This window comes from Methylomagnum ishizawai (assembly GCF_019670005.1).
GTDB lineage: Bacteria > Pseudomonadota > Gammaproteobacteria > Methylococcales > Methylococcaceae > Methylomagnum > Methylomagnum ishizawai.
The window spans coordinates 3,829,453-3,853,035 of the sequence record NZ_AP019783.1 but is presented as its reverse complement, the minus strand read 5'-3'; the positions used below and the strand labels follow the sequence as shown (position 1 = coordinate 3,853,035).

At 64.6% G+C, this 23,583-nt stretch carries 21 protein-coding genes; 10 read left to right on the top strand and 11 right to left on the bottom strand.

Annotated elements, in window-relative coordinates; genetic code table 11:
• The first annotated feature begins 472 nt into the window (after positions 1–472).
• The 7 genes from K5658_RS17445 (at position 473) to K5658_RS17415 (ending at position 7,378) form a co-directional block, all read left to right on the top strand.
• Positions 473–886, top strand: coding sequence for a tail fiber domain-containing protein (locus K5658_RS17445; RefSeq protein ID WP_221064369.1), 414 nt, complete (start codon positions 473–475; stop codon positions 884–886).
• 178 nt (positions 887–1,064) lie between these two features.
• Positions 1,065–1,703, top strand: coding sequence for a hypothetical protein (locus K5658_RS17440; RefSeq protein WP_221064368.1), 639 nt, complete (start codon positions 1,065–1,067; stop codon positions 1,701–1,703).
• A gap of 6 nt (positions 1,704–1,709) precedes the next feature.
• Positions 1,710–3,905 carry a PqqD family peptide modification chaperone gene (locus K5658_RS17435; protein WP_221064367.1) on the top strand — a complete coding sequence of 732 codons (2,196 nt, stop codon included), beginning with the start codon at positions 1,710–1,712 and terminating at the stop codon, positions 3,903–3,905.
• Positions 3,902–5,083, top strand: coding sequence for a nucleotidyltransferase domain-containing protein (locus K5658_RS17430; protein WP_221064366.1), 1,182 nt, complete (start codon positions 3,902–3,904; stop codon positions 5,081–5,083). Before K5658_RS17435 ends, K5658_RS17430 begins: the two co-directional genes overlap by 4 nt.
• A gap of 68 nt (positions 5,084–5,151) precedes the next feature.
• Positions 5,152–5,880 (top strand): DUF6946 family protein, encoded by a 729-nt coding sequence (locus K5658_RS17425; RefSeq protein WP_221064365.1) that lies wholly within the window; start codon positions 5,152–5,154, stop codon positions 5,878–5,880.
• 212 nt (positions 5,881–6,092) lie between these two features.
• A complete protein-coding gene (locus K5658_RS17420; RefSeq protein ID WP_221064363.1) occupies positions 6,093–6,818 on the top strand; it encodes an oxygen-binding di-iron domain-containing protein in 726 nt (241 codons plus the stop codon).
• 170 nt (positions 6,819–6,988) lie between these two features.
• Positions 6,989–7,378: a cupin domain-containing protein gene (locus K5658_RS17415; protein ID WP_221064362.1), complete on the top strand. Its 390-nt coding sequence runs from the start codon at positions 6,989–6,991 to the stop codon at positions 7,376–7,378.
• Positions 7,379–7,424: 46 nt separating this feature from the next.
• On the opposite strand, the gene K5658_RS17410 is transcribed toward K5658_RS17415, so the two are convergent.
• The 11 genes from K5658_RS17410 to tviB all read right to left on the bottom strand — a co-directional run bounded on the left by K5658_RS17410 (position 7,425) and on the right by tviB (position 18,308).
• Positions 7,425–9,509: a glycoside hydrolase family 5 protein gene (locus tag K5658_RS17410; RefSeq protein WP_221064360.1), complete on the bottom strand. Its 2,085-nt coding sequence runs from the start codon at positions 9,507–9,509 to the stop codon at positions 7,425–7,427.
• Positions 9,510–9,702: 193 nt separating this feature from the next.
• Complete coding sequence (gene trxC / locus K5658_RS17405; RefSeq protein ID WP_221064359.1) at positions 9,703–10,137, bottom strand: thioredoxin TrxC; 435 nt, start codon at positions 10,135–10,137, stop codon at positions 9,703–9,705.
• A gap of 10 nt (positions 10,138–10,147) precedes the next feature.
• A complete protein-coding gene (locus K5658_RS17400) occupies positions 10,148–10,456 on the bottom strand; it encodes a chaperone modulator CbpM (protein WP_221064356.1) in 309 nt (102 codons plus the stop codon).
• On the bottom strand, positions 10,449–11,408 hold the full coding sequence (locus K5658_RS17395) for a DnaJ C-terminal domain-containing protein (protein ID WP_221064355.1): 960 nt from the start codon (positions 11,406–11,408) through the stop codon (positions 10,449–10,451). Before K5658_RS17395 ends, K5658_RS17400 begins: the two co-directional genes overlap by 8 nt.
• A 173-nt stretch (positions 11,409–11,581) precedes the next feature.
• Positions 11,582–12,724 (bottom strand): cytochrome-c peroxidase, encoded by a 1,143-nt coding sequence (locus K5658_RS17390; protein ID WP_221064353.1) that lies wholly within the window; start codon positions 12,722–12,724, stop codon positions 11,582–11,584.
• Positions 12,725–12,873: 149 nt separating this feature from the next.
• Positions 12,874–13,875 (bottom strand): UDP-glucose 4-epimerase GalE, encoded by a 1,002-nt coding sequence (gene galE / locus K5658_RS17385; RefSeq protein WP_221064352.1) that lies wholly within the window; start codon positions 13,873–13,875, stop codon positions 12,874–12,876.
• A 47-nt stretch (positions 13,876–13,922) separates the two neighbouring features.
• Positions 13,923–15,167, bottom strand: coding sequence for a molybdopterin molybdotransferase MoeA (moeA, locus tag K5658_RS17380; protein WP_221064351.1), 1,245 nt, complete (start codon positions 15,165–15,167; stop codon positions 13,923–13,925).
• Positions 15,148–15,693, bottom strand: coding sequence for a molybdopterin-guanine dinucleotide biosynthesis protein B (mobB, locus tag K5658_RS17375; protein ID WP_221064349.1), 546 nt, complete (start codon positions 15,691–15,693; stop codon positions 15,148–15,150). Before mobB ends, moeA begins: the two co-directional genes overlap by 20 nt.
• Positions 15,686–15,976 carry a hypothetical protein gene (locus tag K5658_RS17370; RefSeq protein WP_221064348.1) on the bottom strand — a complete coding sequence of 97 codons (291 nt, stop codon included), beginning with the start codon at positions 15,974–15,976 and terminating at the stop codon, positions 15,686–15,688. Before K5658_RS17370 ends, mobB begins: the two co-directional genes overlap by 8 nt.
• 24 nt (positions 15,977–16,000) lie before the next feature.
• Positions 16,001–17,011, bottom strand: coding sequence for an NAD-dependent epimerase (locus tag K5658_RS17365; protein WP_221064347.1), 1,011 nt, complete (start codon positions 17,009–17,011; stop codon positions 16,001–16,003).
• 16 nt (positions 17,012–17,027) lie between these two features.
• A complete protein-coding gene (tviB, locus tag K5658_RS17360; protein ID WP_221064345.1) occupies positions 17,028–18,308 on the bottom strand; it encodes a Vi polysaccharide biosynthesis UDP-N-acetylglucosamine C-6 dehydrogenase TviB in 1,281 nt (426 codons plus the stop codon).
• Positions 18,309–18,713: 405 nt separating this feature from the next.
• Here tviB and K5658_RS17355 point away from each other — a divergent pair, with 405 nt between their 5' ends.
• The 3 genes from K5658_RS17355 to prsR are packed head-to-tail and all read left to right on the top strand — an operon-like array spanning position 18,714 to position 23,572.
• Positions 18,714–20,108, top strand: a complete 1,395-nt coding sequence (locus K5658_RS17355) for a TIGR03013 family XrtA/PEP-CTERM system glycosyltransferase (RefSeq protein WP_221064344.1) — start codon at positions 18,714–18,716, stop codon at positions 20,106–20,108.
• A gap of 15 nt (positions 20,109–20,123) precedes the next feature.
• The gene (gene prsK, locus K5658_RS17350) at positions 20,124–22,223 is read left to right on the top strand and encodes an XrtA/PEP-CTERM system histidine kinase PrsK (RefSeq protein ID WP_221064343.1); all 2,100 of its coding nucleotides are present in this window, start codon (positions 20,124–20,126) and stop codon (positions 22,221–22,223) included.
• A complete protein-coding gene (gene prsR, locus K5658_RS17345; protein WP_221064342.1) occupies positions 22,220–23,572 on the top strand; it encodes a PEP-CTERM-box response regulator transcription factor in 1,353 nt (450 codons plus the stop codon). The genes prsK and prsR overlap by 4 nt, the downstream gene beginning before the upstream one ends.
• Positions 23,573–23,583 lie beyond the last annotated feature (11 nt).

Below are 23,583 nucleotides of genomic sequence, written 5' to 3'. Positions count from 1 at the left end.
AGTTTAGCTATCAGCACTTTCTAATATTACCAAGCACTGTGCCAAACCGCTAAAACCCTTATGGGGCTTGGGGATGGGGATGGAACGCCGGAGCGGGAGGCGGGACGGGCGGTGTTTCAGGGCGTTTCTGGTGAAATGCTGTGAAACGGCTGGATGTTTCGTGAAACTGGGATGGACGGTGGGCCGAATCGGGTCGGCCCTTTCTTAAAGTATCGGCGTTGCCCACGCCATCGGGGCGCGCGATGTCTCCTATTTCACCGATTGTTCGGCTTGCCGAAGCCGGCGCTCTACAAAAAATCGCAAGACCCTGGGCCGGAACTTGACACGCTACCGAGGCCATGTCTAATTTTTACAAGAGGACGTTGAATTTAATCGATTTAATAGGCACACTTTCCGGGAGTCCGGAGAAGCGATTAAATCGGCGCTTCCTTAACGTTTTTTCCCAGTAACCGCAACATAAGGTTTGAGAACCATGAACCAGAGCGCATCAGATACTCATCGGAACGAATCGGCTTTCGCTGACAATCCGGCCCCCCTCAGTGCTGAGGATCGGCGTGACTTCCTCAAGCGTGCCGGCCGCTACGCGGTGGGCGCACCGGCGGCCGTACTGCTCCTCCAAGCCGCGAGCATCCCTGCCAGGGCGAGTTCCTACGGCCCGCCCGTGACGACGACCCTCAACATACCGAGCGACCGCCGCCTGAAGACCGACATCGTGCGCGAAGGCACATTGCCGAACGGCGTAGCGCTCTATTCGTTCCGCTATACCTGGAGCCAACAGCGCTTCGTCGGTGTGATGGCGGACGAAATCGAGGCCGTCAAGCCCGAGGCCGTGTCGATCCATCGCACCGGCTACAAGATGGTCGACTATTCGACCGCGCTCAACTGAACAACCAACCCAAGCTCCCGTCCCCGCTCGAAACCGACCGCCCGCGGCCCGACAGCCACGGCCGGTCGGTCGTCTTCCGAAGGCACCTTATAATCGCATCCGCTTGTTGGTAAGGTTACGCGCTGGTCGCGTCCTTCGCCTCCAGCAGCCGGTATCACCATTGAATCGCTTATTTTTCATGAACCAGCCAGACCGGGTCCAGATGGACGGCTTTGGATTCTTCGATGTCGTCTATTATGTCCACCCCAACGCGCAAGCACAGAGAGCGGCCAAGGTGTGGGCGCGATTGGAGCGCTTGGGTATCGCCGGGCGGGTGGAGCCAATACCGGCCCTATCGACGCCGGGCGATCCCCGCATCGGCGTCTTGCTATCGCATCGCCAAGCGGTACAGGCGGCCCACGACCGCGGGGCGCGTTGCGTGTTGGTGCTGAGCGGCGACGTGCATTTCCTCGACCGCGCGAACGACATCCTGGCCCAGGCAACCGCCGAGTTGGGACAACGCCCCTGGAACCTGTGCTATCTCGGCGGATGGTGGCCCATCGTGCCGCCGCCGGAGCCGGGCTGCCGCCACCTGGACCGGGCCAGGGACATCACCAACCCGCACGCCCTGGCCTACAACCGCGACGTATATTCCAGCATCCTCGGCGATTGGCCCGCCGATGTGGGCGATGCCGAGGAGTGGCTGGCCCGCAATGGCGATATCGACCGTTACTTGGCCCGGATCGAACAGTCGTTTGTCGTGAGGCCGGTGGTCACGACGGTGCCGGCGCTGCTGCCCTTCGAGGACGCTTCGGTCCAGACCCACTTCGAGCCCTGACCTGCGATGCCGCATCCACACATCTTCGTTAATATCACCAGCTACCGCGACCGCGAATGCCAATGGACCGTGCGCGACCTATTCCTCAAGGCCAAGCACCCGGAACGGATATTCGTCGGTATCTGCTGGCAAACAATTCCCGAACTCGACGCCGACTGCTTCAGCGTGGAGAGCAATCCGTCGCAAGTGCGCGCGGTGCATTTCCATGTCGACGAGGCCGAGGGACTGGGGTGGGCCCGCCAGCAAGCACAGAGCCTGTGGCAGGGCGAGCCGTATTGCCTGCAAATCGATAGCCATATGCGCTTCGTCCAGGATTGGGATCAAGCGATGTTGGCTATGCTCGCGGCCTGTGACTCGGATGACCCGGTATTGACCGGCTACCCGCCGGGCTACATTCCGCCGGACCGGCTGATCGAGCGCGAGCGGGCCATGGTCCAATACATCAAGTGCTTTCTGCCCAACGGCCTGCTCGAACTGTCCTGCGCCGAGCCGCCGCCCGACGTGGTGGTCGAACGGCCCATGCCGACGGCGGCCTGCGCCGGAGGTTTCATTTTCGGACCTTCGCGCATCTTGCGGGACGTGCCGGCCGACCCGGAAATCTATTTCAATGGCGAGGAGCAGAACCTGGCCGTCCGGCTTTGGACTGCGGGCTTCGACCTGTTTTCGCCTTCGCGCACGCTCATCTACCACTACTACGGACGCAAAGAGAGCGCGCGCCATTGGAACGACGCGGCCGCGTGGAGCGAGCGCCATCGGCACACGCTGCGGCGTATGCGGGCCTTGTGCAATCCCGCGGCGAGCACGCCGGGGGAAGTGGCGGCGCTCGGACGATACGGTCTCGGTTCGCGCCGCAGTTTGGCCGATTATCAAGCCTTCAGCGGTGTTGATTTCGCCGGGCGCACCATCGCCGATTATGCGCGGGTGTTTCCCTTCGTCCGCCGGACGGCGGGCAGCCCGTCGGCCACCTTGCCCACCGAAGACCTGGTGCCGATAGCACGCACCCATTTCTTCGTGCTTGGCGACGATGGCCTGCTGTTCCATGAGCGGGCTGGCGAGTTCTACCAGCTCAACGACTCCGCCGCATTCGTCTGGTGCGCCCGGCAGGAAGGGTATTCCTGGTCGCGCATCGCCGACGAGCAAGCCGCCGCGCGCCAGGCGCCGCCGGAAACCACGGTCCGGGAGATCGCGGACCTGGCCGCGCACTGGCTGGGCCAGGGCTTGCTCCGCCGGGCCGGTGAAAACCCGGCACCCGTGCCGGGGTCGCGCCGCCGCGGACCCTGCTTCGATGGCGATCATTTCGATTTCGTCCCGCATACCTACGAACTGCTCGGATCGCGGATGCTGGTCCGCTACGGCGACCGCGAACTCGAACAACGCATCCACCCGGTGCTGGCGCATCTGCGGGTGGCGGCCGGCGGATCGGCCATGGAGACCTACACCGTGGCCCGCATCCTCGATTATGTGTATCTTTTCCATGGCGAGAAAATGCTACATTGCGGCGAGAACCCCGCCGCGCTCGCGCCCCCGCTGAAATTCCAGTTGTTCGACCGCGCCATCGGACGGCAGGATTTCAGGGTGCAGATCCACGCGGGCGCGGTCGAGTGCCATGCTTGCCTGGTGCTGTTGCCGGGCCAGGCGGGCAATGGCAAGACGATGTTGACCGCGCGCCTGGTGGCGGCCGGCGGCACCTATTTCTCCGACGAAGTCGTCCTGCTCGAACGTGGCCACCGCGCAATCAGGCCGCTGCCGACCAGTTTGTGTGTCAAGTCCAAGGGGCTCGCCCTGCTCGAACCGTATTTCCCTGGTTTGGCCGGCTTGCCCACGCATATCCGCGAAGACGGCCTCGAAGTGCGTTATCTGCCACCGCCGCCCGCGAGCCTGCCGCCGCCGGGCCATAGCGCGGAGGCCAGATTGCTGGTGTTCCGGCGCTATGTGGCCGGCGCTCCGCAATCGCTGCGCAAGCTGTCGCCCGCCGAGGCGTTCGGCTTGCTCATGCAGAACTGCGTCGCGATCCCGCGGCCGCTCGAACTAGTGGATGCGATGGCCCTGGTGGGTTTCATCGGGCGCCTCGATTGTTATGAGCTGACCGGCAGCGATCTCGACCAGGATGCCGGAGCCGTGCTGGACCTGTGCCGCCGCATCGGCGGCGGTGCGGCCAACGACGAAAGCCCCGGCCCCATGGCCCCGGCCCCGTGCCTTTGAATAGCCAGCCCGACTTTTCGCTCCTGCTCGAAACCGCCCGCCCGCGGCTGTCCGGCCATGGGGAACGCTTGTTGTCCGGGGCTGGTTCGGGCCATTCGGAATGGCTGATACGCCAAGCCCTCGATCACGGCACCGCCGGTTTCTTATGCCACCATATGTCGGCACTCGGGGCGGCCTCCGGGGACATGGCCGTGGCCTGCCAAGCCTATCTCGAAGCCTGCGCGGCCTCGTTCGCCTCCGGCTTGGGGGAGTTGCGCGAATTGCTCGACAAGCTCGAAGCGGCCGGTGTCGATGTGATGCCGATCAAGGGGCCGGGTTTTGCCTGCCGGGTCTATGCGCATCCTGGGTTACGCCGTTTCCGCGATCTAGACCTGTTAATCCGCCCCGCGCACCGGGACGCCGCGTTGGCCGTGCTGGCGGCGCTCGGGTATCGCGGCGATCTGGAGGACCTGCCGCCCAGCCGCCTGCGCGATTACCACGATTACAACGGCCAGGATATTTTGTTCGCCCCTGGCCGCATCCCGATCGAACCACACTGGGCCTTGGTGCCCCGGACCTTTTGCGCCGGGATCGATGTGGATGCGTTGTTCGCCCGGGCGGTCGAATTCGAAGCGCCGGGCTTGGGCCGGGTACGGGGGCTGTCGCCCGAGGACACGCTGCTCGTGGCCGCGGTGCATGGCTCGAAGGAGGAATGGTCGCGGCTGGTGTGGCTGAGCGACATCGCGGCCATTTTCGCCGCTTGGCCGACGCTCGATGCGCGGTTGGCGTTGGAACGCGCCACCGCCTGCGGTTGCCGACGCATGTTGCTGCTGGCGGTGCTGCTGGCCCAGAGGCTGGTCGGTGCCGACGTGCCTATCCACCTCGTCGATCAAGCGCTGGCCGACCCGGCGATCCCCGGCCTGGTGGCGCACATCGAGCGCGGCCTGCCGTTTTCCCAAGGCGAAACCCGCGACGTGTTCCGGCTGACCCGTTTCCGCTGGTGCGTGCGCGAGCGCGTCGCCGACCGCATACGCTACGGCCTACGCACGCTATTGACCCCGCGTGTGCCGCATTTCCGCATACTGCCCCTGCCCGATCGGCTGGCCTTCCTCTATCCCGTCGCCCGCATCGTTATAGATGCCGTCATCCTTCCCGCGTGGCGTATTTGGAAGCGGATAAAGCGGGTGGATTATCCATAGTCGCTTGTCGCGCCAAGTAATCGAGGGGAGTTCGGCCCGCTCCCGCCACCGGACTTTAGGAATCAACCATGGACATCGTCGATAACCAAGGCAAACGGATCGATTCATTGGCCGCCTGGGCTAGGCTCTACCAATCCCCGCGGTCGGCGCAGCAATGGAAAGAACACCGCAGCGCCTACTCGATGGCGGAGTTCATACTGCATCGGGATGGGGCCGGTGCCCTGCGGGCCAGGATTGCCGATGCGCTGGGGGAAGCGGTGGAATTCGAAAAGGCCATCCCCGAACGTGAAATCCGCTTCGACCTATTCGGGCGGGGCCGGATGCACGACCTGGGGATTTATGGGCGGACGGGATCGGGGAAATCCCTGTTCGTGGGGGTGGAGGCCAAGGTCGATGAACCCTTCGGTGCGCTGGTCAGGGAAGCCTATCTTGCCGCCAAGGCCCGGCAAATCGCCGGCGAATCGACCCACGCCCCCGCCAGGATGGAACAGCTGCTCAAACTCCATTTCGCAAGCCCGGACCCATCGGTATTCGAGGTCCGTTATCAACTCCTCTATGCCACCGCCGGAACCCTGGCCGCGGGCGCGGATATCTCCGTGCTATACATCGTCGTGTTCAAAACCCCGTTGTACAACGAAATCGTCAGCGCCGAGAATTATCGGGATTATGTCGATTTCATGGCCAAGGCCGGTGCCAGCCCGCTCAAGCTATCCAGCAAGGAAGCGCAGGGCCATAAGCTCGTCTTGGGTGGCAAGGAATTGGTGTGCCTGCACGAGTATTTCGAGCTGCGCGGCTAGCCAGGACCGCGGGGTGGGGGCGGGCCGGGATTCTTGATCGAAGCCATTCCCCGGTGTCCCCGCCCCGGCCAAACCTTCCCGATGGGTTTCGGTTATCGCCCATTTACCCTATGGGCACCGCACCGGATTCCAGCTCGTTCCGTCCATCAGCTAATATTCGGCGGCACGCGCTTGATTGCCACGAACGCTCAATCTATGGAAAGGAGGGTCTGATGACTATCACCAACAGCCAATCCGGGACGAATGTGCATGAGGTCGCTGACGGCATCTACCGGATCAATACGCCGGTCCGGGGCGAAGGGGGCGGGTTCTCGTTCAACCAATACCTGATCGAGGATGACGAAGCGCTGCTTTTCCACACCGGGCCGCGCAAGATGTTTCCGTGGGTGTATGAAGCGGTCGCGGCCGTGCTTCCGGTCGCGCGGCTTCGCTACATCGCCTTGTCCCATGTGGAAGCCGACGAATGCGGCTCGCTCAACCAGTGGCTTGTCGCCGCTCCGCGGTCCGTACCGCTCTGCGGTTCCGTGGCCGCCCTGGTCTCTATCGCCGACCTCGCCGACCGGGCGCCCCGCGCGCTGGCCGATGGGGAATTGCTGCCTTTGGGCAAGCACGCCGTGCGTTGGTTCGACACGCCACATTTGCCCCATGCGTGGGAGTGCGGCTTCCTGACAGAAGAGCGGACCGCCACCCTGCTATGTGGCGACCTATTCACGCAGGGGGGCACCGATCTTCCCGCCATCACGGAATCGGACATCCTTGGACCGAGCGAGGCTTTCCGCCATCAAATGGATTACTTTTCCCACTCGAAGAATGCGCGTGCGCTGCTTGAAAAACTGGCCTCGGCAAAGCCCACAACACTCGCGTGCATGCACGGGAGCGCTTGGCGGGGCGATGGGGCGCAACTCCTCCGCGCGCTCGCCGATGCGCTGTCTGCGTGATGCAAATTTTTTGCTGAAGGTATCCGCCCGGTTTTCCCGCCACCACCCCAGCCTTCCGCCATATTCCCGCCCACCCCGCATTGCGCTACCCTGCCTCCGGGCCGCGAGGCCATGCCGCGTTGTCGGCGATTTCTTCAACAAGAAGCTATGCGAGGTGAACCAAGATGAAGATGAACAAGCTTGCTGTGGGATTATCCACCCTGGCCGGGGTGGCGGTGTGGTTGTCGGGTCCGGCGCTCGCGGACGGGGCGGAAGGCGGGGCGTCCAAGCCTTCGCGCCAAGCCCTGTTCAACAAGGATGTCGATCTGCCCTCGGCCCGGATCCAAACCCATGTGGTCCGGGTGACGTTTCCCGCCGGGGCCAAATCGCCCACCCATACCCATCCGGGACCGGGGCCGCGCTATGTCATCAAGGGCAAGCTCAAGGTGGTGGATGGCGGCGAGACCAAGATTTACTCGGCGGGCGATGTGTTCTGGGAAAGCGGCCACGAGATGACCGTCGAGAACGTCGCGGGCGATGAATCGCAGATGATTTTCTTCGAGATGGCCCCCCGCGATTGAGGGGAAGGGGCGGGCCGCGCCACCGGATGGCGCGGCCCCGGCCCGTTCAGCGGTTGGCGCAGAACCCGAATTGCACCGTCCCGCCGCCCGGCACCAGCCGGTTCCAAGCGACGCCCTGGGCTTGCAAGGTGCCGCCGGTCTGGGTGTGGACCGCGTTCCACAGGGTGTAGACCCGGCCTTCGATATTCAGGCCCACCTGCCAGGCCACCGCCAGCGGGCCGCTATTTTTCACATCCACATTGGCGCAATAACCGGCTCCCCAGTCGGTGGTAAGGTTGAGGCTGGCCATCACCGCGCCCGGTGCCGGGTTGGTTTCGTCGTTGTCCGTCGCCGAGCCGCAACCCGGATCGCCGGGATAATCGGTCAGGCCGTCGCCATCGTTGTCGAGGCCATCTTCGCAGGCGTTTTTCGGCGCGGGCCGGTCGGCGCAGAACCCGAAACTGGCGGCAGCGCCGGGATTCAAGACCTTGTTCCACTCCAGGCCGGAAGCGTCCACGTTGCCGCCGGTCTGGCTGTAATTGGCGTTCCACAGGTTGCGGATGATTCCCTGGACCTGGAAGTGGGTGGTCCATTCCACCGGGTGGTCGGTGCCGTTGGTGACGGTGGCGTTGGCGCAATAACCCGCGCCCCAATCCGAGGCGATGCTGAGGCTCACCGGCAATTCGAGCCGGGTCGGCGGGAGCGGCGCATTGTACTCGTCGCCATCGGTGGACGAGGCGCAGCCGGGGTCGGCGGGATAATCCACCCGCCCGTCGCCGTCGTTGTCGAGGCCATCGGCGCAAGCGGCGGGCGGGGGCGGCGGCGGGTCGGTTTCGTCGCTGTCGGTGGCGGAGGCGCAGCCGGGGTCGGCGGGATAATCCACCCGGCCATCGCCGTCGTTGTCGAGGCCATCGGCGCAGGCGGTGGGCGGCGGCGGATCGGTTTCGTCGCTGTCGGTGGACGAAGAACAGCCGGGGTCGGCGGGATAATCCACCCAGCCGTCGCCGTCGTTGTCGAGGCCATCGGCGCAAGCCGCCGGGCCACCGCCATTCCATAGCCGGTGCAAAAGATCGAGCTTGTCCTGCCAGACGTTGCGCCAGTCGTCCTGGAGGATGCCGCCGGTATCGCCGCTGTTGGGATTCCAGGACCAATAGAACAGATGCTGTATATCCTTGGCGATCAGATAATCGACCAGGGCGTCCTGGAACGGCTTGTCCTTGGCATCCCCGCCGTGGCCGTAGCGCCCGCCGGTTTCGCCGATGGCGAGGGTATAGCCATCGGCCCGGAACTGGCCGAAATGGGCGTCCCAGATGGCGGGCAGGTTGGCCGGGAAGTTGGAGGCCGAGAAATAGGGCTGGGCGTAGACATCCGGCCCGTAGACATGGGGCGACAGCACCAAGCGGTCCGCCGGGATCGCCAGCGGATGGCAGGCCAAGGGTTCCAGGTTGCCGCCCCACCAATGGTTGATCGGACCGCTGCATCCGGGGTTTTCCTGGATGCCCTCGACGAAGATCAACAGTTCCGGGGCCACGGCCTGGAGGGCGGCGGCGGCGGTTTCGGCGGCGGTGTTCCAGTCGGTGGCGGGATTGCCCACACCCCAGGTGGCGGCACCATGCGGCTCGTTCTTGATATCGATGCCGATCAAATGCGGCAGCATTTGGTAGCGCTGGGCCATGAACCTCAGATCGTCCAGCCAGGACTGCTGGCTATAGGCGTTGGTGTACCACAGTTCGCTGATATCGCCGTAGCAATCGGGCCGGTGGTGGTCGAGCAGGATATAGAAGCCCTGGCGGTCGAATTCGGCCAGGACCAAATCGAGGGCTTGCAGCGAGTTCTTCCCGGCCAGGTCCGGGTTCAGGTTGAAATCGACGCTGGTGATCCCGGACCCGTGCAAGGTGCCGGGACAGACCGGAATCCGCACCGCGTTGAAACCCACGGTCTTCATCTGCGCGACCATGTCCTTCCAATTGCGGGTCCATAGGCCATGGGCCACATGGTCCTGGCCCTCGAAACCGAACCAGTTGACCCCGCGCAGTTGTACCGGCTGCTGGGCCGGGTCGTAGATCGCGCCGTCGTGGGTCGAATAAGCCCGCGCCGCGCCACCGGCCAGCGCCAGCCCGGCCAGCGCCAAGCTCCGTATTGTTCTGTCCATCCCGGAATGCCTCTTGTGATGTTGGGATAATTGTCACGGTCGGTCGCGACAAGATGCGCCGACCGCCCGTCGAACAAGGGCCAGCCCTCGTTGGTCGGACAAGCATAGTCGGGCTTATCCCTCCGAAATGAGACACTTCGCGCAGTTTGGTAGGGATTCGGACAGTCCGCCGGGACTGCGGCGTCCGTGTATGTCAGAGCCGCGAGCGCGTCCAGGCCACGATATCGCGGGTGCCCATCGCCCCCGCCTGCCGCGCGACTTCGCGCCCGCCCTGGAACAAGGCCAGGGTGGGGATGCTGAGGATGCCATGCTCGGACCCCAAACCCGGTTCCGCCTGGGTGTCGAGCTTGGCGAGCCGGACCTGGGGTTCCAACAGCCCCGCCGCCTGGACGAAATAAGGGGCCATCATCTTGCAGGGTCCGCACCAGGGCGCCCAGAAATCCACCAGCACCGGAATATCGTTGCGCCCGATGTGCTGGGCGAAGGTGGCGGCGTTCAGTTCCACCGGATGGCCGGTGAACAAGGGCCGGTGGCAGTGCCCGCAGTTGGGGCCGTGCCCGAGCTTGGCGGCGGGAACCCGGTTCACCGCGTGGCAGTGCGGGCAGACCAAATGCAGTGGGTCGTTCATCTTCCTTCCCTCAGCGTGGGCGGGCACGGTCCAGCCGCGCCCGGAGTTCGTCCAATTCTTCCAGCATATCGGCGACCAGGGCCGCCAATTCCGGCACGGCGTCGAAATCGCGCTCCACCTGCCGCATCCGCCGCGCCCGGAGCAATTGGGCGCTGGAAAACCGCCAAATCCCCGCCGTGCCCCGGCTGCCGGGGAATAGACCTTCCTCGATATGGCGCACCAGCCAGTCCGGTTCGACCCGGCAGGCCGCCGCCACTTGTTCCAGGGTCAGCCAGGTTTCCTCCATCAGGCTGCCGATCAGGATGTCGTTCTCACGCATGGTCGTGGCTCCCGTGCTGGCGTGGATCGAAGGCGAGTTCGCGGGCCATCCGCTCGTAGAGTTCCCGCGCCTTGGGGCTGTCGGCGGGTGGCAGCACCACCCGGACGGCGATCAGCAAATCGCCTGGCGGCTGGCTGGGAATGCCCTTGCCGCGCACGCGCAGGACTTGGCCGCTCTGCGCCCCCGCCGGGATGCGGACTTTCAAGGGACCGTCCGGCATCTCCACCGCGATCACCGCGCCCAGCGCCGCTTCCCAGGGCGCGACCGGCAAATCGAGGTGCAAATCCCCACCCGCCACCCGGAACCGGGGATGGGGCTGGAAATGCACTTCCAGCAGCAAATCCCCCGCCGCCGCGCCGCCGCTGCCGGGCGCGCCCTGGCCCGCCAGGCGGATGGTTTGTCCGGCGCGGATGCCCTTGGGAATCTTCACGGTCAGGTCGCGGGTGTCCATGACCAGATGGCCCTGGCCATCCAAGCGCGGTGCCCGTAGCGACACCCGCCGGGTCGCGCCGTGGAAGGCATCCTCCAGGTCCAGCATCACCTTGGAATGATGGTCCGCGCCCGCCGTTCGGAAGCCGTCGCCGCGCCTGCCGAAACCGCCGCCCCGGCCCTTGCGCCCGAATAGTTCCGCGAAGAAGTCGCTGAAATCCGCCGCCTCGCCCGGCCCGGAGCCCTGGCCCGCGAACTCGAAACCCGCGTCCCAGTCCGGCGGCGGACGGAAATCCTGTCCCGGTTGGTAGCCGCGCCCGACTTGATCGTAGGCGGCGCGTTTCTCGGGATCGGATAGCACCGCATAGGCTTCGTTCACTTCCTGCATGCGCTGCTCGGCGTCCTTTTCCTTGGAAACGTCCGGGTGGTATTTGCGGGCCAGCTTGCGGAAGGCTTTTTTGATGTCGGCTTCCGTGGCCGTCCGCGCCACCCCGAGGGTCTGGTAATAATCCTTGAACTGCATGGCTGCCTGCCGTTGGGAGGTTGGAATGGATAGCCCTGAAAATGGTGGTGGTTTGCGGGAATATCAAGCCGAACCCGGTCGGGGAGGCGATCCTGGGTTGTGCGGGGCTGTGGCCGGGGTCCAAAGCTGGCTTTGGATTCCTGGAGCCTTCCATACAGCCAAACCGGAACGGGTCAGGGCTGGTAGCCGTCGGTCAGGGTCAGCAGGAAGGCGAGGATGGCGTCGATTTCGGTGTCGCGCAACCCCAGGTTGCCGACTTGGGCGGTGTTCAGGTTGGCGCTGGTTTCCGGGACCGGCCAGCAGCCCCGGCGCAGGGCGGCGCTTTCCCCGAGCATGGGCTTGGGGCAGGCGGGCTTGCGGTCCCGGCTGTTGTAGAAATCCACCACGCCGCGCAAAGTCCTGAAATAGCCGTTGTGCATATAGGGCCCGGTCAGGCGGAGATTGCGCAGGGTGGGCACCTTGAATTTACCGTACTCCGTCGGCTGGCCCAGCACCCCGCCCAGCCCCAGGTCCACGAACGCCGTACCCTCTGGATTGAATTCCGGGGGCAGGGCGTAGAACGGGTTGCTGGGGTTCTTGGGCACGCCGATGTTCTGGTAGCTGAAATCGGTGAACAAGGGCGGCGCACCGTCGGGACCGGACCGGCTCAGATGACAGGAAGCGCAGCCGCCTTTTTCCGGGGCCTCGAACAAGGCCAAGCCTTTGGCTTCCTGCCGGGTCAGTTTGATCCGACCGGCCAGATAGGCGTCGTATTTCGAGGAAAAGCGGTTGAGCTTGGGGCCGCGCTCGAATTCGGCGATGGCCGCCGCCAGATGGTCGTAGGCCGTGGCCGGGTCGTCCAGGGCGTCGGGGCCGAACACACGGGCGAACAAGGGGGCGTAGGTGGCCGTGCGGACCTTGCCGATCAGCGTGGCGATGTCGGGATTGGCCATTTCCAGGGGGTTCAGGAAGGGGCCCTTGGCTTGCTCCGCCAAACTGTCCGACCGGCCATCCCAGAACAGCCCGCCATAATACAGGCCCGCCCTGGCGTCGAAATGGAACGCCGGGCTGTAATCGGCGTACATCGCGGTCAAAGCGTTGCGCGGCCCGGCCCGGCCCGGTACGGCCCCGGCGGAAGTGGGCGAACCGCGGTCCTTGTCGCTGAAGCCACGCAACGGGTCGTGACAATCGGCGCAGGCCTGCCCGGCGGGTTCCGAGAGGTTCGTGTCGAAGAAGAGTTGCCTGCCGAGTTCGGCCTTGGGCGGCAGGGAATGGGCGGCGGGGGACAGGGCCGCGCCGAGCGCTAGGCAAAGGATGGGTACGGAGGGGGGGGTCATGGCGCTTCCTTGCGTGAGGGTTGTAATCGGGTCCGATTATGGAAAACCCTCAGGGCAAGCTCAAGCATGGCGGCAGCGGCGGGGCGCGGCGTCCGGGAAGCGTTCCACCCCCCGGGGCTTCCCGGACGCCGCCGGTTACGGGCCGGGCATTATTCCCCCCAGGGCCGCGCCAGCAGTTGCTTCTCCCAATCCAGCGAGGTCTTGACGATGAAATCCAGGTCGTCGTAGCGCGGACGCCAAGCGAAGGTGGCGTGGATTTTATCCACCGCCGCCACCAATTGCGGCGGATCGCCCGCCCGCCGCGGTTGTTCTTCCACCGCGATGGGGCTGCCGTGGACCCGGTTCACGGCGTCGATCACTTCCCGCACGCTGTAGCCGTGGCCGTAGCCGCAGTTCAGCGTGGCCGAAGCCCCGCCGCCCCTCAGATGGTCCAGGGCGCAGATATGGGCGTCGGCCAGGTCGCTGACATGGATGTAGTCGCGCACGCCGGTCCCGTCCGGGGTCGGATAATCGGTGCCGAACACCCGGAGTTTCTCGCGCTTGCCCACCGCCACTTCCGCCGCGACCTTGATGAGCAGGGTGGCGTCGCGGGTGGATTGGCCGATGCGGCCCTCGGGGTCGGAACCCGCCACGTTGAAATAGCGCAGGATCACATGCTTGAGCGGGGTGGCGGCGGACAGGTCGCGCAGCATCGTCTCGCTCATCAGCTTGGAGCCGCCATAGGGGTTGATGGGCGCGGTGGGCGCGGTTTCGGCGCAAACCGCGGTGTCGGGAATGCCGTAGGTGGCGGCGGTCGAGGAAAAGATGAAATGCGCGACCCCGGCCTCGGCGGCGCATTGCAGCAGGTTGCGGGTCTTGCAGGTGTTGTTGCCGTAATATTTCAAGGGATCGGCGACCGATTCCGGCACGATGGTGTGGGCGGCGAAATGCAGGATCGCCCCGATTTGGTAGTCCTTGAGGATGCGGCGGACCAGTTCCGTGTCGCCGGTGTCGCCCTCGATCAATTCGCCGTACAGCACGGCTTCGCGGAAGCCGGTCGAAAGATTGTCGAGGACGACGATGCGCTCGCCCCTTTCCCCCAGTTGCTTGACGACATGGCTGCCGATATAGCCGGCCCCGCCGGTCACTAATACGCCTGGATTTTGCTGCATGGATGGCTCCTTGGTGTCGAGGTTCTCTGGTTTCGGCTTCCGTGGACTTAGAGGAAGGCGTCGAAGGGTTCGATTTCGACGCCGCCGCCGGGTTCGACCCCGGCGTTGTCGGCGGGCAGGACGATATAGCAATTGGCCCGGCTCAGGGAAGACAGCCGGTCGCTGCCCTGGCCCGCGTCCGCCGTCACGATGAATGCCCCGTCCGGCCCGCGCCGGTAGAGGCCGCGCTGGAACTCCATGCGGCCCGGCTTTTTGCGCAAGCGGGTTTCGCAGCGGGCGGGGAGGCGCAGGGGCGGGCGGGGCCGCTCGCCCATCAGCCGCGCCAGCGCCGGCCGCACCAATTGCCGGAACGTCACCGCCACCGCCACCGGATTGCCGGGCAGGCCGAAGCAATGCGCCGCGCCGATGCGGCCATAGGCGAAGGGTTTGCCGGGCTTGATGGCGACTTTCCAGAATTCGAACTGGCCGATGTCGCGCAAGACCTCGACCACGAAATCGGCCTCGCCCACCGATGCCCCGCCGGTGCTGACGATGGCGTCGGCCTGGACGGAGGCCGCCAGCAAAACCCGCCGCAGCGCTTCCGGGTCGTCCGCGACGGTGCCGAAATCCAGGATTTCCGCGCCGAGTTCGGCCAGCAGGGCGTCGAGCAGGTAGCGGTTGCTGTCGTGGATTTGGCCGGGAGCCAGGGTTTCCCCGACCGGGCGCAGTTCGTCGCCGGTCGAGAGGATGGCGACCTTGATCCGCCGTAGCACCGGGACTTCGGCCAATCCGGCGGCGGCCAGCAAGCCCAGGTCGGCGGCTTCCAGGCGTTTGCCCTGGGGCAGCAAGGCTTGTCCGGCTTGGAGTTCGCCGCCCTGGGGGCGGATGTTCGCGCCCGCTTGCACGGTGGCGGCGAGTTGGATCGCATCGTCCGTGCGCCCGACTTGCTCCTGCATGACCACGGCGTCGGCCCCTTCCGGCAGGACCGCGCCGGTGAAGATGCGGACGCATTGGCCCCGCCCGACCGCGCCCGTGAACGGCTGGCCCGCCCAGGCGGTGCCGATGACGGCGAGCGTGGCCTGGGGGCCGCTATCTTCCGCCCGCAGGGCGTAGCCGTCCATGGCCGAATTGGCGAAGGGCGGCAGGTCCAGCGGCGAGGCCGGGGCCAGGGCGAGGATGCGGCCCCTGGCGGGTTTCAGCGCGACCGTTTCGGATTCCGCGATGGGTTCGATGCGGGCGACAAGGCGCTCCAGGGCGGATTCCAGGGTCAGCGTCCTGGGTTCGGCGCAAAAATCAGGGGTGTCGGTGGCCAAGGAAGTCTTCCAGGATGAAGCGGAGTATCTGTCCGGGATCGTTGATATCCAAGCAGGGGACCGTGGGCTTGGGGTGGGGTTCGGCGTCGGTCGCCACGGCGATGATGTGGCTGTCGTGCGGGAACAGCGGCGGCTGGCCTAGGGCGGGCCGGTGCAATTCGATCTTGGGGAAGGCTTCCCATTTGAAGCCTTCCACCAGGATCAGGTCCAGTCCGGTCTGGTCGAAATAGGCCAATTCGCCGTCCAGGTGGGGCTCCTGGGGTTCCGGGTGTTCGGTGATGATGGCCCGGCGGTGCGAGGCGCTGAGCATGACCGGACTGGCCCCGGCCATCCGCAGGGTGTGGCTGTCCTTGCCGGGATGGTCGATCTCGAAAGCGTGGTGGCTATGCTTGATGAGGCCGACCCGCAGCCCCTGGGCCTTGAACAGTGGGATCAGTTGTTTCAGGAGGGTGGTTTTGCCGGTGCCGCTGGGGGCGGCGAAGCCGAGCAGGGGCACCTGGGCGTTGGCTAGGGGCGTGTCAGACAAGGCGGAGTCCCTTGCACGGCCTACCGGAATCGGGACAGGTTAAATGATGTTCGACCACGAACAGGCCGGTGGCGACCAAGGCATCCATCACGCTGTTTTCGGCCTGTTTAATATCGGGGTTCCGGGCGAATTGACGTAGCCAGTAGTCGAGGGAATGGGGTTTCGGGTGTTCGGCCAAAGCCCCTTTTTGTTGGCCTTGGATGATGTAGTCGCGGCCCGATGCGCGGATATGGGCGACAAGCCCATGCTCGTCGAATCGGCCTCCGTAGGGCAAGTCGATCATGTCTCCTCCTGATACCCGACGGGTTCAACCGTGCCCGTAATAATCCTTGTACCAAGCCACGAAGCGGGCGATGCCGGTTTCGATGGGCGTGGCGGGCGCGTAGCCCACATCCCGCGCCAGATCGGCCACATCGGCATAGGTGGCCGGCACGTCGCCGTCCTGCATGGGCAGGAAGTTCTTCTCGGCCTTGATGCCTAGGCAATCTTCCAACACCTCGATGAAGCGCATCAGTTCCACCGGCTGGTTGTTGCCGATGTTGTAGAGCCGATAGGGGGCGCGGCTGGTGCCGGGGTCGGGCTGGTCGCTGTTCCAGTCCGGGTTGGGGGTGGCGATGCGGTCCAGGGTCCGCACCACGCCTTCGACGATATCGTCGATATAGGTGAAGTCGCGGCTATGCTTGCCGTGGTTGAACACATCGATGGGTTTGCCCGCCAGGAGGTTGCGGGTGAACAGGAACAAGGCCATGTCCGGGCGTCCCCAGGGCCCGTAGACCGTGAAGAACCGCAGCCCCGTGGTGGGCAGGCCGAACAGATGGCTGTAGGTGTGGGCCATCAGTTCGTTGGCCTTCTTGCTGGCGGCGTACAGGCTGACGGGGTGGTCCACGTTGTGGTGGATCGAGAACGGCATGACGGTATTGGCCCCGTAGACCGAACTGGACGAGGCATAGACCAGATGCTCCACGCCCTGGTGGCGGCAGGCTTCCAGGATATTGCAGAAGCCCACCAGGTTGGCGTCGATATAGGCGTGGGGGTGGGTCAGCGAATAGCGCACCCCGGCTTGGGCGGCGAGGTTGACCACCCGCTCGGGCCGGTGTTCGGCGAACACCCGGAACAGGTTGTCGCGGTCTTCCAGGGCGATCCGGGCCTCGGTGAAGCCGGGCTGGACCTTGAGCCGGGCCAAGCGGGCTTCCTTGAGGTTCACGTCGTAATAGTCGTTGACGTTATCGACGCCGATGACTTCGTCGCCGCGGGCCAAAAGGACGTGGGACAGGGCCGAGCCGATGAAGCCCGCCGTGCCGGTAACCAATACTTTCATGGGGTGTTTCCGGGGTTCAGAGGTATTCGTCCACGGCTTCCGGCGGGAGCGCGTATTTGACATCGAACAGGATGCCGCCCGGCTTGGCCAGGGCGCGGATGCCCTCGGCCCCGAGCGCGGTGAATTCGCGGTGGGCCACGGCGATGATGACCGCGTCGTAATGGCCGGACTTGGGTTCCGGCAGCAGTTCCAGGCCGTATTCATGGCGGACTTCGGCGGGGTCGGCCCAGGGGTCGTAGAGATCGACCTGGGCTTCGTAGCCCCGGAGTTCCTTGACGATATCGGTGACACGGGTATTGCGGATATCGGGGCAGTTTTCCTTGAAGGTCAGCCCCAGGATCAGGATATTGGCTTGGGAGACCGGGATGCGCCTGCGGGTCATCAGCTTGACCACCCGGTTGGAGACATATTCGCCCATGCCGTCGTTGATGCGGCGTCCGGCCAGGATGATTTCGGGGTGGTGGCCGATTTCCTGGGCCTTGTGGGTCAGGTAATAGGGATCGACGCCGATGCAATGCCCGCCGACCAGGCCGGGCCGGAAGGGCAGGAAGTTCCATTTGCTGCCGGCGGCTTCCAGCACTTCCAGGGTGTTGAGCCCGAGTTTGTGGAACAGGATCGCCAGTTCGTTGATGAGGGCGATATTGACATCGCGCTGTGTGTTCTCGATGACCTTGGCGGCCTCGGCCACCTTGATGCTGCTAGCCTTATGGGTGCCGGCCCGGATGACGGTGCCGTAGAGGGCGTCCACGTAGTCGGCGACTTCCGGGGTGGAACCCGAGGTGACTTTCTTGATGGTGGTGACCCGGTGTTCCTTGTCGCCGGGGTTGATCCGCTCCGGGCTGTAGCCGCAGAAGAAGTCGCGGTTGAATTTCAACCCCGAGCCGGCTTCCAGGATGGGGACGCAGACTTCCTCGGTGGCACCGGGGTAAACCGTCGATTCGTAGACCACGATATCGCCTTCGCGCAACACCGAACCCACGGTTGCGCTGGCTTTCACCAGCGGGGTGAGGTCGGGGCGTTTGTGGTCGTCGATGGGGGTGGGTACGGTAACGATGTAGAGGTTACAGTCGGCCAGGTCTTGGGGCTGGGTGGTGTAGCTCAACCGGGTGGCCGTGGCCAGTTCGCCGGTCTCCACTTCCAGGGAACGGTCGATGCCCTCTCTGAGTTCGGCGATCCTTTGTTGGTGGATATCGAAGCCCACGGTGGGGAACTGTTTGCCGAATTCCACGGCGAGCGGCAACCCCACATAGCCGAGTCCGATAACTCCGATTTTTGCCTCTGCGAGCGAACGGTTCATAGTCAAATCCCTTGGGTTTTCAAGTTCAACGAAGGCTGGATTTAGGTATCGATGTATCGCGGATTCTGCTTTAAATTAAGCGGATTTGCGGGGATGTCCCAAGCCCCCGCGGCGTGGATGCGCCCAATAGTGTAGAGGCAGGGAGGATTGGTGCCAACAGGCGCTGCCCTGCGGGGCGGGAACGGAAGCCGCCCGCGTAGCGCCGGATTGACCATGGGCGGGGCGGGCTTCCCGCCTTTGGATGGGCGGCCCGCCGCCGTATCCTTATCCGGGTTTCCCGGAAACCGCGCCGGGGGGCGCGGCACCCGCCGGAGCGCGGAACCCCGGCCTTCCCGCCTCCGGGGGCATGCCCAAGAGGGAGCCGGTCGAATTTGACCATCACGAAGACCCATATCACACAATCCCATGATTCGCATATTCAGGCATTATGTCTCCAGCGTCTATTTGCTCGTGTTTTTGCTGGATTCCGGTACTTTTTTTTCCGCGTTCTATTGGGGGGGCATCCTCCGCTATTTCCCGCAAGGCACGGAGCTGGCGCTGTTCGGGGAACGGGCCGTGGCTTCCACCATCTTCACCGTCATCATGCTGGTCAGCACCACCGGCATGGGACTGTACGAGCGGGTGCAAAGCGGGGGTGACGCCGGGCTGTTGCTGCGCATCCTGGGGGCTTTCATGGCCGGTACCATCGCCATGGGCTTGGTGTTCTACGGCTTCCCGGAAGTGTTCGTGGGGCGCGGGGTGTTCGGCTATGCCTTGCTGGCCGCGCTCACCTTGATGCTGATATCGCGCTTCGTGTTCTTGAAGTTCGTGGACCGGCGGGCCTTGCGGCGGCGGGTGTTGGTGCTGGGGGCGGGCTACAACGCCAATATGATCCACGACTTCGAGCAACGCGCCGCCAACCTCAACTTCTGGGTGGTCGGCTTCGTGCAGATGGGCAACGAGCCGTGCCGGGTCAATCCCTTGAAGCTGTGCGAACTCAAGACCCCCTTGCACGAATTCGCCCTCAAGGAGGAGATCGACGAGATCGTGGTGGCCCCGGACGACCGCCGCGGCGGCTTGGTGGTGGATGAAATCCTCGACTGCAAGATGAGCGGGATGCAGGTGGTGGACCTCTTGAGCTTCTTCGAGCGCGAGGCCAGTTTGATCCGGGTGGATTGCCTGCATCCGAGTTGGCTGGTGTTTTCCGATGGGTTCCAGTACAGCGGGGTGCAGGAACTCGGCAAGCGGGCTTTCGATATCCTGGCCAGTCTCGGCTTGCTGTTGGTGGCCTGGCCGATCATGCTGCTGGCCACCCTCGCCATCTTGTTGGAGAGCGGCTACAAAGCCCCGGTGTTCTACCGCCAGACCCGCGTCGGCAAGCAGTCGCAGCCGTTCCAGGTCGTCAAGTTCCGCAGTATGCGCACCGACGCCGAGCAGGACGGCAAGGCGCGTTGGGCTACGAAGAACGACGACCGCGTGACCCGCGTGGGCCGGTTCATGCGCAAGACCCGCATCGACGAATTGCCGCAGTTGTTCAATGTGCTGAGGGGGGAGATGAGCTTCGTGGGGCCGCGGCCCGAGCGCCCCGAATTCGTGGAGAAATTCGCCGAGACCATCCCCTATTACGCCGAGCGCCACCGGATCAAGCCGGGCATCACCGGCTGGGCGCAATTGTGCTATCCCTATGGTTCCGGCTACCAGGACGCCATCGAAAAATTGCAGTACGACCTCTACTACGTCAAGAACTACAGCCTGTTCCTCGATTTCCTCATCATGTTGCAAACCATCGAAGTGGTGGTCTGGGGCAAGGGTGCCCGCTAGGCCCGGAGTCTTGGCGTGAGCATCGGCGCCCTCAGCTATCTGTCCGGCTTGATCGCCTATGTGGTGCTCGATGTGTTGCTGTTCGCCAGTTGGCGCGGCAATGCGCGGGGGCGCTGGCTGATCCTGGCCTCCAGCGCCACGGCGGTATGGTGCTTGGCGCTGGGGCTGCAAGAGGGCTACCACTTGTCGCCCGCCCGTTTGATCTGGATCGTGGAATTGGTCCGCACCTATGTCTGGCTGGAATTCCTGGGCAAACTGCTGAGTCCCCGCTGCGACGAGGGCGGTGCCGAGGCGGGCGATGGTGCCGCGATCCGGCGCGGCCTCCGTATCGCCGTGGCTTGCCAGCTCGGTTATCTGTGGATCGCGCCCTGGTTGGAAACCCGCTACCCGGATGTTTTCCGCCCCGCCTACCAATTGCTGGGCCAGATCGGCCTGGCCTTGATCGGCTTGGTGCTGGTCGAGCAATATTTCCGCAATACCCGCACCGACCTGAGATGGCGCATCAAATTCGTCTGTTTCGGCCTGGGCGGGATGTTCGCCTACGATTTCTATCTTTATTCCGACGCGCTGCTGTTCCACCGCATCAGCCCGGATTTATGGGCGGCGCGGGGCGCGGTGTCGGCCTTGTTGACGCCGCTGTTGGCGGTGTCGGCGGCGCGCAACCCGGAATGGACGGTCGATATCTTCGTATCGCGGCAGGTGGTATTCCATTCCGCCGCCTTGCTGGGGGCGGGGGTTTATCTGCTGCTGATGGCGACCGTCGGCTACTACATCAGGACCTATGGCGGGGAATGGGGCGCGGTGGCGCAGATCGTGTTCCTGGTGGGCGCGTTCCTGCTGCTGGCCTTGCTGTTGTTCTCGGGGCAGATGCGGGCGCGGGTGCGGGTGTTCCTGGTCAAGAATTTTTTCAATTCGGCCTATGATTACCGGCGCGAATGGCTGCGCATCATCAACACCTTGTCGGATACCCGCTCCAGCCTGTCCTTGGAGCAGCGCATCATCATCGCCCTGGGCGAGGCGGTGGAAAGCCCGAGCGGCGTCCTCTGGACCCACGAACCGCAGGGTTGGTTGGCGCAGCGGGCCAGCTTCGGCGAACCGGGGATCGACATTCCCCGCATCGAGGCCGACGACCCCACCCTCCTCTATATGCAAAGGATGGAATGGATCCTCAACCTCGACGAGATGCTGGTCTTTCCCGAACTCTACGAAGGGCTGAACCGGCCCGCCTGGCTGGAAGCCTATGGCAACGCCTGGTTGCTGGTGCCCTTGTTCCACAAGGACGGGCCGGTCTACGGGCTGTTGTTGCTGACCACGCCCCGGACCGCCATCCGCTGGGACTGGGAAACCCTGGATTTCCTCAAGACCGGCAGCCGTCTCGCCGCCAGCTACCTGGCCCTGGAGGACGCCGGGCGGGCCTTGACCGAGGCCCGCCAGTTCGAGGGTTTCAACCGGCTGTCGGCCTTCGTGATCCACGATCTCAAGAACGTGATCGCCCAGCTCAGCCTCGTGGTCCGCAACGCCGAGCGCCACAGCCACAACCCCGAGTTCATGGCCGATGCCATCCGCACCGTGGACCACGCCGTCGGCAAGATGAGCCGGTTGATGTCGCAGTTGAAGAATTTCGGCTCGGGGCAGGCGGCGAGCGCCATCGAGATGGGGGCTTTGCTGCGCGAGGTGGTCGCGGCCCGCGGCGTGCAACTGCCCAAGCCGGACTACCAGGGGGTCGCCGCGCCGCTCTGGGTGCGGGCCAACCGCGACCGGCTGGCCTCCGCCCTCGAACATCTCATCCACAACGCCCAGGACGCCGCCGGCAAGCATGGCCGGGTGGAGGTGCGGCTCGGAAGTACGGGGCGGGGCGATGTCCGGGTCGATATCGAGGATAATGGGCACGGGATGGACGAGGAATTCATCCGGGTCCGTTTGTTCAAACCGTTCGATACCACCAAGGGGTTGACCGGCATGGGCATCGGTGCCTACGAGAGCCGCGAATATATCCGCTCCCTGGGGGGCGAATTGACCGTCCGCAGCCAACCCGGCCAGGGTGCCCGGTTCAGTTGCAGCCTCCCCGCCGCCGATCTGGCCGAACCATCCGCCACAGAGGTTAAATCCGCTTGACCGACCAAACCCTGCTCATCGTCGAGGACGATCCCGGCCTGCAAAGCCAGTTGCGCTGGAGTTTCGATCAATACAAGGTCTGGACGGCCGACGACCGGGAATCCGCCCTGGCCGCGGTCAAACGCCACCAGCCCGAGGTGGTGACCCTGGACCTGGGGTTGCCGCCCGACCCCGGCGGGGTCAGCGAGGGTTTCGCCACCCTCAACGACATCCTGTCGATGGCTCCGCAGACCAAGGTCATCGTCATCACCGGCAACGACGACCAGTTCAACCCGGTCAAGTGCATCGGGTTCGGGGCCTACGATTTCTTCCAGAAGCCCATCGATCCCACCTTGCTGGCGTTCGTGGTGAACCGGGCGTTCCGGCTCCACGCCCTGGAGGAGGAGAACCGCCGCTTGCAGCGGATGCATATCACCAACCCGCTGGAAGGCATCGTCGCCGCCAGCCCGGAAATGCACGAGGTCTGCCGCACGGTCGAGCGCTTGGCCCCCACCGATATCACCGTGCTGCTGCTGGGCGAGAGCGGCACCGGCAAGGAAGTCCTGGCCCGCGCCCTGCACGCCCTCGGTCCCCGCGCCAAGAAGCCCTTCATCGCCGTCAACGCCGCCGCCATCCCGGAGAACCTGTTGGAAAGCGAGTTGTTCGGCTTCGAGCGCGGCGCCTACACCGGGGCCACCCAGCAAACCAAGGGCAAGTTCGAACTGGCCGATGGTGGTACCTTCTTCCTGGACGAGATCGGCGATATCCCCTTGTCCTTGCAACCCAAGCTGCTCAGGGTGTTGCAGGAACGGGTGGTGGAGCGGGTGGGCGGACGCCAGCCGTTCAAGGTCGATGTGAGGGTGGTCTGCGCCACCCACCAGAATCTGGCCAAGCTGATCGAGACCGGGCGGTTCCGGGAAGACCTGTACTTCCGCATCAACGAAATGATCATTAATATTCCGCCGGTCCGCGAGCGCACCGGGGATGTCGCGGTGTTGGCGCGGGCCTTCCTGGAAAAATTCGCCAAGCAGATGCGCCGCGCCCAGCTCCTCGGGTTCACCGACGAAGGCTTGGCCGCCCTGGAAGCCTATCATTGGCCCGGCAATGTCCGGGAACTGGAACACAAGATCAAACGCGCCGTGGTGATGGCGCAGGGCCCCTTGATCGACGCCAAGGATTTGGAACTCTTGCCGACCAGCGCCAAGCGGCGGCTGTTGACCCTGCGCGAGGCGCGGGAAATGGCCGAGCGCCAAGCCATCGGCATGGCGCTCAGCGAGGCCGGCGAGAACGTCACCAAGGCCGCCGAACTGCTCGAAGTGGCCCGCCCCACGCTGTACGCGCTCTTAACCAAATTCAACCTCAAGGTTTAGGGGGAAACCAC

What these genes read in the sequence shown, in the direction of transcription:
- K5658_RS17410 (WP_221064360.1), bottom strand. Translation starts at nt 9,509, where the DNA reads ATGGACAGAACAATACGGAGCTTGGCGCTGGCCGGGCTGGCGCTGGCC.
- tviB (WP_221064345.1), bottom strand. Translation starts at nt 18,308, where the DNA reads ATGAACCGTTCGCTCGCAGAGGCAAAAATCGGAGTTATCGGACTCGGC.
- trxC (WP_221064359.1), bottom strand. Translation starts at nt 10,137, where the DNA reads ATGAACGACCCACTGCATTTGGTCTGCCCGCACTGCCACGCGGTGAAC.
- K5658_RS17365 (WP_221064347.1), bottom strand. Translation starts at nt 17,011, where the DNA reads ATGAAAGTATTGGTTACCGGCACGGCGGGCTTCATCGGCTCGGCCCTG.
- K5658_RS17445 (WP_221064369.1), top strand. Translation starts at nt 473, where the DNA reads ATGAACCAGAGCGCATCAGATACTCATCGGAACGAATCGGCTTTCGCT.
- K5658_RS17420 (WP_221064363.1), top strand. Translation starts at nt 6,093, where the DNA reads ATGACTATCACCAACAGCCAATCCGGGACGAATGTGCATGAGGTCGCT.
- K5658_RS17435 (WP_221064367.1), top strand. Translation starts at nt 1,710, where the DNA reads ATGCCGCATCCACACATCTTCGTTAATATCACCAGCTACCGCGACCGC.
- K5658_RS17400 (WP_221064356.1), bottom strand. Translation starts at nt 10,456, where the DNA reads ATGCGTGAGAACGACATCCTGATCGGCAGCCTGATGGAGGAAACCTGG.
- K5658_RS17440 (WP_221064368.1), top strand. Translation starts at nt 1,065, where the DNA reads ATGAACCAGCCAGACCGGGTCCAGATGGACGGCTTTGGATTCTTCGAT.
- galE (WP_221064352.1), bottom strand. Translation starts at nt 13,875, where the DNA reads ATGCAGCAAAATCCAGGCGTATTAGTGACCGGCGGGGCCGGCTATATC.
- K5658_RS17370 (WP_221064348.1), bottom strand. Translation starts at nt 15,976, where the DNA reads ATGATCGACTTGCCCTACGGAGGCCGATTCGACGAGCATGGGCTTGTC.
- K5658_RS17395 (WP_221064355.1), bottom strand. Translation starts at nt 11,408, where the DNA reads ATGCAGTTCAAGGATTATTACCAGACCCTCGGGGTGGCGCGGACGGCC.
- K5658_RS17415 (WP_221064362.1), top strand. Translation starts at nt 6,989, where the DNA reads ATGAACAAGCTTGCTGTGGGATTATCCACCCTGGCCGGGGTGGCGGTG.
- K5658_RS17425 (WP_221064365.1), top strand. Translation starts at nt 5,152, where the DNA reads ATGGACATCGTCGATAACCAAGGCAAACGGATCGATTCATTGGCCGCC.
- K5658_RS17355 (WP_221064344.1), top strand. Translation starts at nt 18,714, where the DNA reads ATGATTCGCATATTCAGGCATTATGTCTCCAGCGTCTATTTGCTCGTG.
- K5658_RS17390 (WP_221064353.1), bottom strand. Translation starts at nt 12,724, where the DNA reads ATGACCCCCCCCTCCGTACCCATCCTTTGCCTAGCGCTCGGCGCGGCC.